Origin of the sequence: Moorena sp. SIO4A1 (assembly GCF_010672065.1) — a bacterium.
Lineage (GTDB): Bacteria > Cyanobacteriota > Cyanobacteriia > Cyanobacteriales > Coleofasciculaceae > Moorena.
On sequence record NZ_JAAHHX010000077.1, the window covers coordinates 11,971 to 29,120 of the forward strand.

The window sequence follows — 17,150 nt, forward strand, 5'->3', positions numbered from 1 at the left end:
TTGTGGGTAAACCCTATTGGCAGAGACGATTCTGGCATTAGCTTGATCTCCCTTAAGCAAAAGAAATTGACAGAACACTTTTCCCTATAGTACCTAGCAACATTCATGAGCGACTGCATCAACAAAGAATCAACTATTATTACTACTCCCTACTCCCTACTCCCTACTCCCTACTCCCTACTCCCCACTCCCTCCAAGCGCAGAAAATGCATATTTCCTCCTTCATCCCCTGCGACAATGGTTACATCATCCGGTGCAACGGCACAACAGTTGATGGCACTTTCTCCAGTAAACGTAGCAATAACTTCCCTAGTCTCGAAATCCCACACTTGGAGTGTTTTATCGGAAGATGCAGAAATCACTAGCTTACCGTTGGATGTTACCTTGATCCGATTTATCGAGTCGGTATGACCTGTAAAGGTAAACATTTCCTCTCGCTTTTCCAAATCCCAAATTTTGATAGTATTATCCTTGGAGCCAGACACGACGTACTTACCATCAGGGGTTACGGCGAGAGTATTGATTGAATCGCTATGACCTTTAAGGGTGAAACATTCCTTTCTAGTTTCTAGATTCCAAAGTTTGATAGTTTTATCCTTGGAGCCAGAAACCAAATACTTACCATCTGAGGTGATAGCTAAACTAGTTATCTCCAGGTTATGACCTTTGAGGACAAAACGTAATTTTTTGGTTTCGAGATGCCACACTTTAATAGTGCTGTTAGTTGAACCAGAAATTACATAGTTGCCATCTGGCGTGATTGATAGAGTTGTTGCGGAATCATAAAATATGAAGGTTATTATAGAATACAATAGTTGATCAAGTAAATATAATGAAATTAACAATGAAAAAAGTAATAAAAGTATAATCCAATCTGAAAATAAAGATGGAATATATAAAAAGAAAGATATAATACTTAATAGGTAAATAACAAATATCAATAAAATTAAATAAATATAGCAATATTGAGCTATTGATAAAAAATCGCAAATTCTCTTTATTTCGGTGTAATTCCAAACAGTAAAAAAATGATAAGATAACGGAATTTTATTAGTTATACAAAGCAAAAAGTTATTGGGTGGAATCCCTAATTCAATAATTTTATTGCTTTCATAAGCTTGACTTAAGTCAATTGTTATATCCGAATATTTGCTATATTTTGATAAGTTTATTTTTTGTTTAGATATTTTTTTGTAAAACTCTTTTGGTAGATTATTTATATTATTTTCAGAAATATTTAAAAAATTGAATAGTTGTCGCCGAGCTGTTAGTATATTAGTTAATGCAATTAATATACTAAATTCTGGATATTTAGTCAGTATAATAATAAAAATACTCACAAGTAATATAGGAAATAATATTACAAAAAATATCGAAAATACTCTTTTCAACCATGAATAAAAAAGCAATATATATTTTTCAAAAATTTGACTTTTTCTTATGACAAGATTATAGTTAGAGTTGTGATTGCTATAAAAACCATAAAGTATATTCTTTTGTTCTAAATCCCAAACTGTTATGATTTTATTTTTTGAGACACAAATTACTTGCTTGCCATCAGGAGTAATGGTAACATCATTTACTGAATTTTTATTTTCTATTACTTGAATGTGTTGATCTTGGAATTCTAAATTCCAAACCTTGAGTGTTTGATCTTTTGAAGCAGAAATAATCTTATTACCATCTCGTGTTACTTTTATATCATAGATTGAGTAATCATGACCAATAAAAGTTAATTTTTTTTCTTGATATTTTATATTCCAAACTTTAATAGTATTATCGAAGGAAGCAGAAATTACTTGTTTACCATCAGGTGTAAGATCAAGAGCACTAATAGGATTGTTATCATCTTCAAGGGTGAAAGCTTTTGTTCGCGTTTCTAAATTCCAGATTATAATAATGTTTGTAGCCTTATGACTAGAACCAGCAGAAATTAGCCACTTATCGTCACGACTAACTGCCATTGCATATACTGGCTCCGAATTTACACGACCCTGGAAATCTTTCTGCCCATGTATCTTCCTGAAAAGCATTTTGCCATTTGTTAAATTCCAAACCTTGATAGTTCCATCATCTGATCCAGAAATTACGCGATTATCCGAGGTGATAACAACAGTTCTCACTAAGTCTCCATGACCGATTAGGGTTAACTCTTCTTTAGCAGTTTCCAAATCCCAGACTTTCATAGATTCATAGTTTGCAATTGATGCTGAAACCACTTTCTTGCCATCGGGAGTAACGGCTAAAGCAACTACAGGGAGACTATGACGGTTAAATCTCTGTATTTCTTTACCTGTTGCTAAACTCCAGACTCTAACTGTATTATCAGAGGCACCAGAAATTACCCTAGTTCCATCAGGAGTAACCGCTACAGCATTTACTGGAGAAGTATGACCTGTTAATGTTAAGACTTCTGCACCTGTATTCAAATCCCACACTTTAACGGTGTGATCCGATGAAGCAGAAATTACCATGGTTCCATCTGGTGTGACAGCAACGGCATTTACCGAGTCACCATGACCACTAAGGGTAGAGAGTAAGGGTCCAGTAGGAGGATTTAACGTAGCTGTCAAGCTACGCAAACAAGTAGTTTCAGTTTGCGGTATCTGTTGTAATAATCGTTGAATGTCTAGGGTATCACAATCTAGTAAACGCCCTGAAAGTTGCCCTGCTAATTGATTTTGATCTTGACTTAATATATGTTTTGATAGTCGCAATGCTCCCTGAATTAACTTCAGTGATTTTATCGTTTGCTCGCTGTAGTCTGGATGAGCTAAGTCTATATCATTAATCAACTCATAATCTTCAATCAGTGCCTTGATGCCAAATTCAGGATGATTAAGTTTGGCTTCTATAAACTCATAATTACTTAACAAACGAGATAATTTGTTAAGTTGACCACCTTCTAACCATAAACGGGGAATATCACCCAAGAAATGCTCTATTTCCTCTGGTGATTTTTGCCCTAACCAACTGCGAAGATTACTCATAATTCAAGGGGTGCATCTCAATGCATGCTGTTTGATCTTTGATCCGGTGGTGCGTTACGGGGCTGGCTGTCGTAACCAAGCACGAAGAGTCGGAAAATTAGGGCGACCGCCCCTAACACACCCTACAAAACTCATAACTCCAGCCCTTCTGTCATATTATCCGCAATTTCAGTAATAATATTAGGTAACATCACGCCTGCTGCTTGCACAATATCCTGTCGATGCAAAAAATCTCGGAAACTTTCGTGATAAAATCGATAACGTGGTGGTCGATAGCTTTCTTGTTTCTGTAAAAATTGCTGCCATCCATCAAGCACTTCCTGCACGGTGAATTCATCTTGCTTAGAATAGTTAGCAATTATTTTACGAGAAGCTGCACTACGTAAGGCACACATCACATAAACAATTTTAATTTTAGCCCTGGGTAAAGGCTTGGTTGTCATCCCCATCAGTTGCCAATGGTTTTCGTAATAGCCTTGTAACCCTACGGGTAATTCATTCAATGGTTTATCATTATAAAAGCCATCGGCTATGGCTGGCAACACACAGCGCAAATACATAAAATTATTTTCGCTTTTTACGGCAATTTGTTCTACAAATTCCTGGTTAGAGAGGGCACGTTGCTGGTTAATCCACTGACTCAACCCCTGTTTATAGTTATTATGATTAAGCAATTGCCAAATATACTCTTTTACATCTTGATTGCTTTGTTTAGACTTTTCCCTTAAATCCAATTCTTTGCTTGGTGTACTCGGGGATAACCGCAGCCTTTTCTCATTCTGATTATACGGTCTTCTGGTCAGGATAAAATAAACACCGTCTGGCAAAATAGTCGGTAAATATAAAAGATTACCAGATCCCTCTTGGTCAACTTCATCCAAGGCATCCACAACAATCACCAACCGTTCACCGGCAGATAATTTTTCCCTAACCTTAGCCAACAACGCTGATAAATCAGCATCTTGAGCATCTGACAACTGGTAACGAGTGATCAATTGTTGACGGATTTTCCTGAGGAATAATTCTGGACGATTCATGCCCTCAGCACGACTATTAAAAAAACAAATAGCGTCTGGGTTGTCTAATACATACTTAGCAGCAATGGCGCTTTTACCCATCCCGGCATCACCAATAACAGTAAAGTAGCCATGAGTAGTGTTGCTGAAGAAGTCTTCAATAGCCTTAAAGACAAACTGACGTCCGCAAAATAAGTGAGTTTTGTCTTGAATAAGTTGTTCAAACTCTGGTGGTAACTGCTGTTGAGGCTCCCAGTCTTTTTTGTCAACGATATCAGTTGGTTTAATCTTTAGAACGTTGCAAATATTTCTAACTGCCCATCTTTCTACTCCATGGGGACAATCTTTAGTACCAAGCAAGCGCTTAACGGTATCCACAGAGACACGGGCATGCTGTGCTAGTTTCTCTTGAGTTAGTCTAGCGTCTTTGTAAGCTTGTTTGAGTCTAGCTTTACCTTGCTGACTCGATCGCACTTTGTCAGATTCACGCATTTTGATTTTAGGGAGTAGGGAGCAGGGAGCAGGGAGCAGCGAGCAGGGAGTCGGGAGTCGGGAGTCGGGAGTCGGGAGTCGGGAGTCGGGAGTCGGGAGTCGGGAGTCGGGAGTCGGGAGTCGGGAGTCGGGAGTTATGTAACTCGTGGTTACTGGGAATTTCACCAACTAGGGCAGATAGGTTTTTCTTGATTAACCTATTTGCCCTAATCTATTTTACACAGGACTTACGCAACGCCCCCTAAATCCGCCAATTCTGGGGGACTTTGACTTGATTACCCCCCAAAATTGGGGGGCAGGGGGGCAAAACCGACTAACTTCGTAAGTCTGATTACAGCAATAGGGCAAAGGCTAACATCAACTAAACCCATTTGCCCTTGGCGTAGATAGTTTCCTCTGAATAGGATACGAATATCAGCAGCAAACGATAGAAGATTGAGGAGACTAACAATGCCCTTTAATTTTAATAAGAAGCCACAAAACAACGATGACTCCCGTAATATCAAAGAAGAAATTATTCTGGAATTATTACGACAAGCACGACATAGTTACAACCTTGCTCTTGGTGTAACTGCTGCATCAGCGTTGATGACTTTATTTGGTGTCGGATTGTTTTATAGTAACAAAGTGTCGGAAGCAAGCCTGACAGCATCGGGGGGAGTTTTGGGGACTATTACTAGTGTCCAATTCGCCAAGGATTCACAGGAAGAATTAGAGGAAATGATGGAGAAGTTGTTAGATGAAACAGGGGATTAGTGTGGGGAGATAGGGAGATGGGGAGATGGGGAGATGGGGAGATTTGTATTAATGGTAGTGGTAAAATCCCTATATACTTTCTTGCCTATTGCCTATTGCCTATTGCCGGGTGCATCTCCTAAAAGCTGTTTGATCCGGTGGTGCGTTACTAACGCACCCTACGCAACATTTACTGTTCCCTGTTCCCTGTTCCCTGTTCCCTACTTTTATAAAATGTTTACCTTTCAATTCACCAACTTAGAACATTCTCGTTGGGTTACCTCATGGCGATAGCGAAACATTTGCTCTAATTGCAGCGTTACTAACCAACCAAACATTTCTTCCACTAACGCTCCTCCTGGTAAAGCAAATTCAATGGAATCAGTTAGCCGAGTTTTCTGGTCTTCTGGAATAAATTGATGGCGATGAACCCAATAGTCAAAGGGTCCTTCTTTTTGTTGATCACTAAAGAGTCGGTATTGCTCATACTCGGTATGAACAGCATTCCATTGTAAGGGAATTAGACCAACAAAAATCCGAAATTCCGAAACTGCTCCAATCCCTAAACCTCCTTCACGACGGATCACCTGGATTGGTTGCCAGGGTGGAGTGAGCAGATCGAGTATATCATCTCGCTCATGAAAGTTCCAAACTATGTCAACTGGTGCATTGATCACAGTAGAATAGTTAAAGTGCAGCATTATAACAGTTTTAAATTGGGTTAGGTAGTTTCGTCTTGGGTTTTAGGGAGCAGGGAGGAGGTAAGAGGGAAAAAATCCTGTGTACCTTATATCTACAAGTTATCAATAAATATAAAACGCTGGTTTGGAGACTATAGCCTGTCAACCTTCAACTTATCAACCGGTCAACCTTCAACTTGTCAACCTTCAACTGATCAACCGGTCAACCTGTTAACTTATTAACAGGTAAAGCTGTAAACGCGATTGACCGTAGGTCACGCTACGCGAACGCAAAGTTAGAGCTGGTAACCAGAGTCATTCCAACCATAAATTGGGTCTCTTGACTGCTCTTTTTGCCGATTTTTTCTGACCTGAGTTGCTCGAATCAGGGTTTGCCTGACAATACTGACCAGGTTATACCATGTTATTTCCTGATTTTTGAGTAATTCCCGGATTTCTTGCAGAGCCAGTTTAGCGGCTAGAGATTCAGTTTCTTCTTCTGGTCTAATTGGTGTAGAAAGCCTGATCGGGTCTCGTTGCACCGCAGCAAAGGCTTGACGCACAGTAGTGGTAATCTGCTGCCTTAGTTTTTTGTGTCCCTTTAACTGCTGCTGACGCCTCCCCTCTTCACAGGAAGCATACAGAGGTGGTAAACGATTGAGGGCGTAGGTAGCCACTTCTACCTGGTTTATATACTTAGCTAGCTTTGGGGAAAGTCGAGACTTTTGAAGCTCTATTTCCTGAGCCACTAAGATTTCCATGACATTTTGATAGTTGATTGCTTGATGTAATCGATGTGCTTCCATGACTTAACCAATTTATTGCAATAAATAAAAAGTCTTTGACGAGTGGCAAGATCAAAGATGGCAAGGTGAAAGACATTTTGTTCTGCCTACCCAAGCACCAGATCGTCAAATCCCCTAGTTGGGGTCACCGTTTCTGAGTAACCAATTTATTGAACTCCTGTTGGATTAGCTCTGAGCTTCTACTACTGTAGTGAAGCACTTATAGATAGCTTTTATTTATCCTGTCAGGAACTCTCAACAATAGCTCTTTAGTATTTTTTTTGGTTTGAGCTTAACCCTACACCTGGCCAGGTGACTCTGGTACCCACATCTGCTACCCAAATCTGGTACCCACAATAGTAACTCATCTTTTGCTTTCCGCCTATGATATAGATCACAGGCAAAAGCCACGGTTGCGATCGCAATCCTAATTCTGAACCAGTCGCATTTTGTATAAATCTAGTCCTAATTACTAAGTACTGAGGGGTTGATCAAAGTTTTTACTTGTTACAAATTCCCTAGGATTGCTAGAGGGATAATCATGTGTTATAATTCAAAGGTTTGTTGATTTTTTTGACGACGCTGGATAATATTTTCAGATACTTCTAAATCGACCTGGACTTTTCTAATTGCTAGGTCTACCGGTAATCCTCTGAGATACCAGCGGTATACCCTGGCTAAGGTAGATTCATCGGCATCAGCCATAGCCGATGCGATCGCATCTTGAACAGGACTAGGTACCATTTCCTTTAGGGTGGGGAATCGCTTGCTAGTAAACTCATCCCGACCACTTTTTAACTTAAGAAAATCTTTAAATTTAGCATTTTTTCCGAGGGCAATCAGCTCAGAGATCTGGTTAGCAAGTTTTGGTACAGGTTTAGCCTTGGGCAACTCAGAGAACTGATCAGCAAGTTTTGGTAAAGAAGGTTGAACCTTGGGCAACTCAGTTGCTTTCTTTCTTACAGCGCTAACCCCTTTGCGTTGATCCATAGCCTGATTCGCAACGGCATCGGCTTCTGAATTCTGTGCTCGGGGAATCCACTCTAATTGAACAGAGTCAAACTGGTTCAGAAGTGACTTAGCTTTTGTCCATAACGGTCGTAAGTGGGGTGTTTTAACTCTCCAGGTACCTTTAAGCTGATTGATAACCAGTTGAGAATCTCCTTTTAGGACTACCTGCCCAGCACCGATTTCCAAAGCCTTCTCCAACCCAAGAATGGCTCCGGTATATTCGGCCTCATTGTTGGTAGCATGAGGAAAAAATTGACTAACGCTAATGGTTTTAGCTCCCGGTTGTTTAATAACAGCAGCAGCACCAGCTATGCCAGGATTCCCACGAGACCCCCCATCAAATAGGATAGTAAGCTTGCTGTTAGTCTTCTTAGCTGTTAAGTTGACTGATTGGTTGTTCATATAATATTCGCTTTTGCGTTCACCCAGCGGCTCCTACAGAGCATCGCAAAATGCCTCTGAAGAAGGGAAGCATATATATATAAGGTAATAGACTCAACTAGCGTATGTGGAGAGATGGGGTGTGGGGTGTGGGGTGTGGGGTGTGGGGTGTGGGGAGATGGGGAGATGGGGAGATCTCATAAGGGTAGGTTTTTTACAAAGGGGCGAGTAGGTACTTTGATTACGTAGAAATTCCTCAAAATATGTATCAAACTATACACTATTTTCCGGGATAATTCTCTCCATTTCCCGCTTTTCCCGATTCCCGACTCCCGATTCCCGACTCCCGATTCCCGACTCCCGACCCAAATGTAAAAAACCTACCCCTGTGAGGATGGGGAGATGGGGTGTGGAGAGATGGGGAGATGGGGAGATGGGGAGATGGGGAGATAGGAAATATTTTTATAGCGTTTCTGATATTTATCAGGTACAGTCAATTTTCTTCCCCCCTCAAGATGCAGTTGCTAATGGGACAAACCACAACCGTTGCTGATGGGGAAACCGTCTCAGGTCGGCGCTGCATCTGTTGTGGAAAATTCTTCCCACACTCCCCTCTCTCCCCACACTCCCGATTCCCGATTCCCTAACCCCTCCTCGGAGGGGTTAGGGGTGGGTTCCGATTCCCGACTCCCGACTCCCTTTTCATAGTTCATCCTTAATAGTTTCTTAAAGCTTATCTAAACAAGCTTTCAATTTTTCAGCCAAAACCCGGACATTGGGTTCTAGCATCATTGAGATATGATCACCAGGAATATGGTGAACTTCAATGCCAGAAGCTGCCATACCATCCCAACCATTAAGAGGGTCATGGTAATGTCCTGGAGGTTGCTGTTTAGCTCGAAAGAGAGTTATTTTCCCTGGGTAGACTGATGACAGCTCAGATGGTTGAGTCTCGTAGTTAGCATTTTGGATATCTGAGATGCCATCAACCAAATTAGGGTTTGGTAAAGCAGGTTCGGTAGATAAGTTAGACTTTTTAGCAAACCACTGGAATTGCCGTTTGTATGCTCCAGATTTATAATGTCTGACAAACGCTCTGATTCTCTCAGACAAATAAGCTCGCCTTTTGTGAGGTTCAAGTCTCCAAAGGTTATTCCAATAGGTTTGTAGTTTTTGTATCCAAAATAAAGTGTACCGTTGTAAGACGGTGGTATTTTCGTAGGGCTTCCACTGATAACCAATAGCATAGCTATCAAACAAGGCAACAATTGCTACAGTCTGACCTTGAGCATCAAGCTGCTTAGCCATTTCAAAGGCGATTTGACCTCCGAGGGATACCCCTTGTAGAAAATAAGGCCCTTCGGGTTGAAACCGTCGCATTTCCTCAATGTAGTGAGCGGCTAACTCCTTGAGTCCATTACCTATACCCGGTTTGGTATTGATGTTGTTGGCGTTAGTAGCCGCTGCTAGTCCATAACTTAGTCCATAAACTGGATAGTCCCAACCAAGATAACGTACCAAATCGCGGTAGTATATAAACCCTTCCCCAAGGATGTGAATCGCAAACACAACTGGCTTGGAACCACTAGGTTGAATGGGCACTAGGGAAAACCAAGAGGATGACCATTCTGACTGGCACAGAAGTTGAGCGAGTTGCTTGATGGTTGGTGCTTGGAATAGAGCAGCTAGGGGCAGTTGTTTGCCGAAGGTCTTCTCAATCTCACTAGATAGCTGCACAGCTAGGAGGGAATTTCCTCCTAACCCGAAGAAGTTGTCATCGATGCCAATCTGGGAAACTCCCAACACCTTCTGCCAAATGCTAGCCAGTTGACGCTCTATATCGGTTACTGGCAAGACGTTTTCAGTATCCTTGCTTGGTGAAATCAACTGCTCTCGGTCGATTTCACCTGCGGGAGTTAGGGGCATAGCTTGGAGTTGCTGAAACTTAGGGGTGATAGAGGTTCCAAAAGGAACGAATGCCTCTAACCTCTGCAACTGAGCAACAGATAGTTCTGTAACCGCCGTGAAATATACCGATACCCGCTGCCGATGGTATGGTGGCTGTTGGGTGTATCGTCTAACATAGGGATTGCTGCCATCCAAACCCAAAATCAGGGAGTGTTGGTCGTGGTGCAGCCCAGCGAGAATAGAATTGATTCCCTGTTGGTTGAAAATTCCGTACTGACCTAAGGCACGACGGGACTCCCTAATCTGTTTACTCCGATTGAGGGTGGTCTCAACCCATGTGCTTGAGCCATAGCAGTAGCTGCGCACCAAGGTCTTGTGCCGCTGGTAGTAGCAGAAGCACTCTAGAAAATTATTAGCGGCAGCATAAGCACCAATTGTCGCTCCCCCAAAGAAGGCTAGCACGGAAGAAAGGCTGATAAAAACACTGTCTGGCTTATCTTTAATTAGTTGATGCAGTACCCACGACCCTAAAAGCTTGGGACGAAGTGTAGCAGCAAAACTGTTGCGGGTTTCCTCTACTAAAAAATGTTCTGGGGCAATTCCGGCCAAATGAATGACCCCTTCAAGGAAAGCTTGCCAGTCAGACTGGGCTCGTTCAACCACCTGTTGCAACTGAGCTAAATCACAAATATCCACGGCCTCGTAGCGTATCTCTCCTCCCAGTTGCTCGGCCAGTTGCTCTAGGTTTTGATAGGCTCTGACGGCAGGTGCTAACCCATTTCCATCCTTTAAATGGTTTCCTTTGGTAGTCGGCTCTGGTAAGGGGGTTCGACCGACTAAAAGCAGACGAGCTTGATAGTGGTTTAGGAGAAATTTAGCAATTTCTACTCCAATCCCTCCCAAACCTCCACTAATCAAATACATTCCCTTTTGCTTAAAGGGCAATTCCTGTTTTTCGAGTTGGGGTAGGTCAGCTTTTTCGAGTAAGGGTACCAAACGGTTGCGATTGCGGTATGCTACTTCTCGCTCTTTCTGACATACAGCCATTTCCCGCAGGATATGAAACCCATTAATGTGGTGGTCATCCACAGGTATATCGATATGGCGACAGTTCAGCCAAGGCAGTTCTCTCGGACAGGTTTTGATCAGACCCAGAATCGGACTTTTCTCATAGGCAATGTCATCCTGGGGCGAGGTAGGCTGTGTATAGCTAGAAACCACAGTCAACTGGACTTCTGAATTGAGAATTCTCAAGGGTGAATTCAACTGTGACTTCAAACCATCCAAAGCCTGAATTAAAAATAGTAGACTGTAAGTGCCCTGATTCTGAGCTTGTTCTAGTGCTTCGGATGACTCAATTTCTCCCCGATACTCGTCATAGGTCCACAAATGGAGAATCTGTGCGATGGGTTGGTCGGTTTCCACCAACGACTTCAGTAATTGCTGATAGTGATCAGGATTGGTGGGGTCAATAGAATAGCGGTTGTCTGTAAGTTGGGCATCTGTAAGTTGGGCACCTGTAAGTCGCAAAAAATCGGCTCCGGGGGCTCCGGGTTCCACTGCTACACATTGGTCTTTACCTAGCTTGGAGCACAATACTTCTCCTAATCCCAAGGAGTCTAGAAATATCAGAGTTCGACCATTTGTAGGTGTCCTACCTAAGGTGACTGCTTCTTTTCGATGCCAAACTTTACGATAAAACCAGTCTGGAAGGGTATTCTCATTACCCAGAAGACAATCAACTTTTTTGAGAATCGGGTCAAATTCACCAGCGTTAAACTGCTCCTTGAGTTGCGATCGCAAAATTTTCCCAATCGAACTCTTGGGGATTGCCTCTTTTGGTAGAGGAATAAGATAACTCGGACTCACCCCTAGTTTGCTAACCACCTCAGTGGAGATGTCCTGGAGTAATGGGGTTAACTGGTCATCCTCAGACCAATCAGTATGGAAGAAAATCACCAATTGGTCAGTATCTTTACTTGGTTGTCGAATTCCGCAAGCTGCTGTGTAAGAGGGAATCACCCCCTCTACCTGCTCAACCACTGCTTCGATTTCATAACTATAGTGATTGAGACCATTAATAATAATGACATCTTTTTCTCGACCGGTAATCGTGAGACGTCCGTCACGCAGTACACCATTATCTCCGGTTTTTAACCATCCATTCGGTGTAAAGGCTTCTCGATTTAGCTCAGGATTCTGGTAATAACCATCACTAACCATCGGACCAGAAATCTGTACCTGACCCACTGTATCTTCTTCAACTATTTGTCCGAGTGCATCCACAATCCGCACAGAAAAGCCAGGCACAGGTCTGCCAACTTCTACAACAGAGTGGTTAACAGACTGGTTATCCGACGGTAAATTCAACAAGTACCGATGGGAAAATACCACAGCAGCACAGGTTTCAGACATTCCCCAAGCTGAATGCATGGCATTGACCGATAACCCATGGGGAGAAAGCAACTGCAAGAATCGCTTTGCAGTTTGAGGTACAATCGGCTCAGCCACACTTAATACAGATTTGAGGGAAGATAAATCCCATTTCCGGTGGCTGTTAGCAACGGATTTCTGATTTATTTTCTGATTTATCAAACCTAGGGCAAAATTAGGAGCCCAGGCAAAGGTAACCCGATAGTTTTCAATCCAATCCAACCAATTGAGGGGATTTTCCAAGAAAGCTTTAGCGGGAGCATGGATTTGCAGGTTACCGACATAGACATCCCGAATACAACAGCGTACCAGAGAGCCAACATGGTCTAAGTTAAGCCAGTTCAAGGAGATATCATCTTGGGTCAGATTATTCCTCTGGGCACTGGCGGCGACATTATTAATTAAATTGCTATGGCTCAACCTGACGCCTTTAGGCATTCCTGTACTTCCAGAGGTCAGTAACAATATTGCTAAATCATCCGGTTGGCTGTGATAGTAATTTAGGTCAGGCTCAGATGAGCGCAAGTTGTCTACGGTTTCAATTAAAATTTCTTTTTTGGGCAAGGGATGCTCGGTAGGAGCCGCTACGGGAAAGCATAAACCACGGATTGCTGGAGCAAGGGTATCACTGGTTAGGATGACCGGTTGCTCTAGCATTTTCCAGGCATTGCACAGCTTATTGACAGTACTGTTAGATGACTCATAGGTCGGTGCGATCGCAATCGGGACTGGGACAAAACCGCCCAAAATACAAGCCCAGAAGGTTGGAATGAAGTCTTGATTTTGGTCAAATTGGAAGATTACTTTGTCTTGAGGCTTTAGATTTAGTTTTCTTAAGCCACCAAGAATCTGCTGTGCTTCTTCGAGGAGAGCTGGGTAAGATTGATAGTTTTGGTGAGTATTTCCCTGACTATCAGAGTCGAGATAGATAATCCCTTGCTCCGGCGCAACCCTTGCAGTTTTTAGTAGCGCTTGGGAGAGAGTTGAGATATCTGTTGGTAACTGTAGCGCTTCACCATGACTGATGGCGGGTTTTGATGGGGTGGAATTTGAGCGATGCTCCCCCTGAGTCGCTACGGGAACGCAATCGGAAGATGCCTTGGGGTAAGGGCTCGGTAGGGGCTTGGCTTGTGATAATTCTGTAGGTTGCTTTGGACTAGTTTCGGTGGAGGGTGGAAGTAGGTCTAATAGATGTAGGGGTGTGTCGGGCTGGGTGTAGTCTTGTAGAACTACGGCGACTTGCTTGATTTCTGCCCCTCCATAACTATATGACTGTAGCTGCTCTTCCCATTGCTGCACTAAGTCGGTATCAATTATTTCTACAGAAGCTAGTGCTTGTTGATCTATCTCACCTGTGGGAGTTAGGGGCAAGGTAGTTACCGGAACAATAATTATGTTAGGGGAGAAATTAGGGGGGACTTTTGGTTCACCAAATTTTGGTTCACCACTAGATAGCAGAGTGTCTGAGATGGTGTCTGACACGACCCCTTGCAGGAGCGATCGCAGTTGTTCTGATGAAGATGATCCAGCTGAGACTACATAGGCAATAATAGGCAAAAAACTACAATTGTCTCTGAGGGCTATTTTTTTCTTTTCTTCTGTAATTTTCCTCTCCAGGACAACACAGTCGTCAACTAACGAATTTGCTAACAAAGCCGATTCGATTTTGGTCAATAGTTGTGGCAGATAGTCTTGGATTGGCTTTTCTATAATGTTATCGTTATCTTGTCCTATATACTTGGTAATATCTGGCTGCATTTCTCGATACTTTTGTTGAGTATTTTTTTGACGAGGGGTTTAATTGCTGATTAATAATGTATTTAAATATATTGATTTAAACTTAAATTTAATATAAAAATAAATATAAACGTAAGCATTCAGCCATCAGCCGTCAGCCGTCAGCCGTCAGCATTCAGGATTCAGCCGTGAGCTTTTAGCTCAAGCTACTTGAGGTGCTGACGTAACAAAGATTAAACGAATGCTTACTTGTTTTATTTAAAAGCTCCTTGCTCAAAGCTGAGAGCTGAGAGCTGATAGCTGATAGCTAAATAATTACATATAAAATTTTATTTATATGAATACAAATGGTGAGTAAATTGGTAATTAATTTAAACAAATAATTACAGTTTTAAAAAACCTGAATATCTCTGATTTTTGTAAACAGTAATTTCATCAAAAAATGAACATATAGCGTTTATAAAATATATGAGGGACAGTCTTTATTGGCGCTGATTGGCTTTAAGACATTCTTGCCTTGGTGCAAACCGCCGTATCCGAAGGGTAACCACAGGTATACTGAAAAAAGTCACTCATTTGGCTACAGCCTATCCTAAAGTTAGGCTCTGCTAGGAGCCTCGTACTTTAACATTTTCAATATTTATCGATTAAGTCCGGATAGGTGTGTCAGTAATCAATAAACTTCTATTAAAGTGGTATTATTACGACCTTTTATTAAATCAGGACAAAAAACCTGAAACTCTTGTCCCTGTCTTGATCCAAAGCGCGAGTGGGGGGAACCTCACAGGGGTAGGTTTTTTACATTTGGGTCGGGAGTCGGGAATCGGAACCCACCCCTAACCCCTCCCAGGAGGGGAACGGGAATCGGAACCCACCCCTAACCCCTCCCAGGAGGGGAACGGGAATCGGAACCCACCCCTAACCCCTCCCAGGAGGGGAAGAGCGGGAAATGGGGAGAATTATCCCGGAAATAATTGTGTATTTTGATACATATTTTATTAAGAATTTATACCTAATAAAAGTAAATACTCGCCCCTTTGTAAAAAACCTACCCTTGTAAGGAGGGTAGACCAGCTTTGGCACTGGTGGATGGTTGGTGTCTACCTCTCCCAAGGGTCAACGGCTATAAGTTTAGATTGCTCCGACCTGCTCTGCCGCCTGGGCTAATTCAAATACTACCCGCGCGACGTAGGGGCGAATCATCCACCAGATTAAGGGGGATAACCAGCCTTTTAGGGTAACTGAGTAGGAAATATAGGTACCACAAAGGGTGGACTCAACCTGGTAAGTCACGCGATTTTCAACTCCAGGGATTGCCAAAAATCGTATACTAAGTAGCTCACCGGGTAAGACACGCTCTACAAAAATTCGCACCGGAATTGGGATCAAGCGAGTGACTACCTGATAAATTAAACCAGGTTTAGCCATTAAACCTCTCGGAGCATTGGTACTTGACAGCAGAGGATTCCAAGACACATCCGCTAAGTTGATCAATTTTTGCCAGAGGACTTCCACTGGGGCAGTACTCAGGGCGCGATAGGTCTTGAAGAGGGAAAACTTACACCAAATCCCCTCGTGACCAGCAATTAACTTGAAAGAAAAATTAAGAATCACTACACGCCTCCCGCAGCTATGCTCAGGCAGATTTATGATCTTCCCCAAATGGCTTTGGTTGAAAAATCCCTCTCTATTTAGGATATGATCTCAACTGCCTGGAAATTTTACCAACCCCCAGGGTTTCCCCTGAAGGTACCCGATCGTACTAACGAATAACGACCAACCAATAACATTGGCAAGGCCAACTTAAGGTTTTGTTTCGATAGGCGCTTCTAGGGGCTTAACCAGGAATGGGTAGGAACTGAACATCTTCCCACCCCCATTCGAGGGACCGGGACTAAAGAAAGACCCCGGCTCGTTTTTGCTCCCCAGCCTAAAAAACCAGAGGTGCGACCCGTGGCGAATTTAATTCTTAATGGTAAGAGCGCACCTAAGGTTTCCAAACCCACTAGGATTTGTTATGACAGCTTTACAGACCGATACAACAACTACCACTAATACCACTTCTTTACCTCCTGCCGACTCTAGGGAGAGAGTCAAGCAGTTGATGCAACAGCTGCAAGATACGATTTGTGATGCTCTAGTAAAACTGGACGGGATTGGCACCTTCAGAGAAGATGCTTGGGAAAGAGAAGAAGGGGGTGGTGGTCGTTCCCGTGTGATGCGCGATGGTTCAGTATTGGAACAGGGTGGGGTTAACTTTTCTGAAGTTTGGGGCAAACAGCTGCCACCCTCAATTTTGAAGCAGCGCCCCGAGGCAGCTGGACATGGTTTTTTCGCTACTGGTACCTCCCTAGTATTGCATCCTCGTAATCCCTATGTGCCCACGGTTCACCTGAATTATCGCTACTTTGAGGCAGGACCAGTCTGGTGGTTTGGTGGTGGAATCGATTTGACCCCTTACTATCCCTTTGCTGAAGATGCTGCCCATTTGCATCGCCAATTGAAAGAAGCCTGTGATGCTCATCACCCTGAGTATTACCCAGTGTTCAAGTCTTGGTGCGATGAGTATTTTTATCTGAAACACCGCCAAGAAATGCGGGGTGTTGGAGGCTTATTTTTTGACTATCAAGATGGCACGGGTAAACTGTATCGTGGTCCCCATCAAGATGGTTCCGCAGCAGCTTACAGTGAAAAGGTTGGGGATTTAGAGCCTCGCAGTTGGGAAGAGTTATTTGCCTTTGTCACAACCTGCTCTGAGTCATTTTTACCAGCTTATCTACCGATTGTAGAGCGCCGTCGCGATCTGGAATATGGAGACAGAGAGCGTAACTTCCAACTCTATCGTCGGGGTCGATATGTAGAATTTAACCTGGTGTATGACCGAGGCACAATTTTTGGTCTGCAAACTAACGGGCGTACTGAATCCATCCTGATGTCCTTACCCCCCTTGGTGCGTTGGGAATACGGTTACCAACCTGAGCC

General features: G+C 42.9%; 12 protein-coding genes. 5 read left to right on the forward strand and 7 right to left on the reverse strand.

Annotated features, from left to right (window positions below):
* Window positions 1-170 precede the first annotated feature (170 nt).
* Together F6K53_RS30580 and F6K53_RS30585 are read right to left on the reverse strand one after the other, a co-directional pair.
* Entirely contained in the window at window positions 171-2,990 is a 2,820-nt protein-coding gene (locus F6K53_RS30580) for a PQQ-binding-like beta-propeller repeat protein (RefSeq protein WP_293063975.1), read from the reverse strand.
* Window positions 2,991-3,121: 131 nt separating this feature from the next.
* Window positions 3,122-4,663: an AAA family ATPase gene (locus F6K53_RS30585; RefSeq protein WP_293028390.1), complete on the reverse strand. Its 1,542-nt coding sequence runs from the start codon at window positions 4,661-4,663 to the stop codon at window positions 3,122-3,124.
* 285 nt (window positions 4,664-4,948) lie between these two features.
* On the opposite strand from F6K53_RS30585, the gene F6K53_RS30590 reads away from it, so the two are divergent.
* Window positions 4,949-5,254 (forward strand): hypothetical protein, encoded by a 306-nt coding sequence (locus F6K53_RS30590; RefSeq protein ID WP_293046098.1) that lies wholly within the window; start codon window positions 4,949-4,951, stop codon window positions 5,252-5,254.
* A gap of 33 nt (window positions 5,255-5,287) precedes the next feature.
* Window positions 5,288-5,527: a hypothetical protein gene (locus F6K53_RS30595; RefSeq protein ID WP_293083238.1), complete on the forward strand. Its 240-nt coding sequence runs from the start codon at window positions 5,288-5,290 to the stop codon at window positions 5,525-5,527.
* On the opposite strand, the gene F6K53_RS30600 is transcribed toward F6K53_RS30595, so the two are convergent.
* The 3 genes from F6K53_RS30600 to F6K53_RS30610 form a co-directional block, all read right to left on the reverse strand.
* Window positions 5,479-5,934, reverse strand: a complete 456-nt coding sequence (locus F6K53_RS30600; RefSeq protein WP_293046102.1) for an SRPBCC family protein — start codon at window positions 5,932-5,934, stop codon at window positions 5,479-5,481. The genes F6K53_RS30595 and F6K53_RS30600 overlap by 49 nt on opposite strands.
* 275 nt (window positions 5,935-6,209) lie before the next feature.
* A complete protein-coding gene (locus F6K53_RS30605; RefSeq protein ID WP_293028373.1) occupies window positions 6,210-6,719 on the reverse strand; it encodes a late competence development ComFB family protein in 510 nt (169 codons plus the stop codon).
* Between the two features lie 525 nt (window positions 6,720-7,244).
* Complete coding sequence (locus tag F6K53_RS30610; protein WP_293046105.1) at window positions 7,245-8,111, reverse strand: ribonuclease HI family protein; 867 nt, start codon at window positions 8,109-8,111, stop codon at window positions 7,245-7,247.
* Window positions 8,112-8,484: 373 nt separating this feature from the next.
* Between F6K53_RS30610 and F6K53_RS30615 the strand changes: the two genes are divergently transcribed.
* On the forward strand, window positions 8,485-8,643 hold the full coding sequence (locus tag F6K53_RS30615) for a hypothetical protein (RefSeq protein WP_293041752.1): 159 nt from the start codon (window positions 8,485-8,487) through the stop codon (window positions 8,641-8,643).
* Window positions 8,643-8,798, forward strand: a complete 156-nt coding sequence (locus F6K53_RS30620) for a hypothetical protein (RefSeq protein ID WP_293028364.1) — start codon at window positions 8,643-8,645, stop codon at window positions 8,796-8,798. Before F6K53_RS30615 ends, F6K53_RS30620 begins: the two co-directional genes overlap by 1 nt.
* 18 nt (window positions 8,799-8,816) lie before the next feature.
* On the opposite strand, the gene F6K53_RS30625 is transcribed toward F6K53_RS30620, so the two are convergent.
* On the reverse strand, window positions 8,817-14,189 hold the full coding sequence (locus F6K53_RS30625) for an SDR family oxidoreductase (RefSeq protein ID WP_293063971.1): 5,373 nt from the start codon (window positions 14,187-14,189) through the stop codon (window positions 8,817-8,819).
* Between the two features lie 1,110 nt (window positions 14,190-15,299).
* Complete coding sequence (locus tag F6K53_RS30630; RefSeq protein WP_366511374.1) at window positions 15,300-15,830, reverse strand: SRPBCC family protein; 531 nt, start codon at window positions 15,828-15,830, stop codon at window positions 15,300-15,302.
* A 355-nt stretch (window positions 15,831-16,185) separates the two neighbouring features.
* On the opposite strand from F6K53_RS30630, the gene hemF reads away from it, so the two are divergent.
* Window positions 16,186-17,150, forward strand: a 965-nt coding sequence (gene hemF, locus F6K53_RS30635) for an oxygen-dependent coproporphyrinogen oxidase (RefSeq protein ID WP_293083241.1), incomplete at its 3' end; no start/stop codon positions are given.

Bases quoted from the DNA above. Each gene is read 5' to 3' on its own strand.
- F6K53_RS30580 (WP_293063975.1), bottom strand. From the start codon at position 2,990: ATGAGTAATCTTCGCAGTTGGTTAGGGCAAAAATCACCAGAGGAAATA.
- F6K53_RS30590 (WP_293046098.1), top strand. From the start codon at position 4,949: ATGCCCTTTAATTTTAATAAGAAGCCACAAAACAACGATGACTCCCGT.
- F6K53_RS30595 (WP_293083238.1), top strand. From the start codon at position 5,288: ATGGGGAGATTTGTATTAATGGTAGTGGTAAAATCCCTATATACTTTC.
- F6K53_RS30600 (WP_293046102.1), bottom strand. From the start codon at position 5,934: ATGCTGCACTTTAACTATTCTACTGTGATCAATGCACCAGTTGACATA.
- F6K53_RS30605 (WP_293028373.1), bottom strand. From the start codon at position 6,719: ATGGAAGCACATCGATTACATCAAGCAATCAACTATCAAAATGTCATG.
- F6K53_RS30610 (WP_293046105.1), bottom strand. From the start codon at position 8,111: ATGAACAACCAATCAGTCAACTTAACAGCTAAGAAGACTAACAGCAAG.
- F6K53_RS30615 (WP_293041752.1), top strand. From the start codon at position 8,485: ATGGGGAGATGGGGTGTGGAGAGATGGGGAGATGGGGAGATGGGGAGA.
- F6K53_RS30620 (WP_293028364.1), top strand. From the start codon at position 8,643: ATGGGGAAACCGTCTCAGGTCGGCGCTGCATCTGTTGTGGAAAATTCT.
- F6K53_RS30625 (WP_293063971.1), bottom strand. From the start codon at position 14,189: ATGCAGCCAGATATTACCAAGTATATAGGACAAGATAACGATAACATT.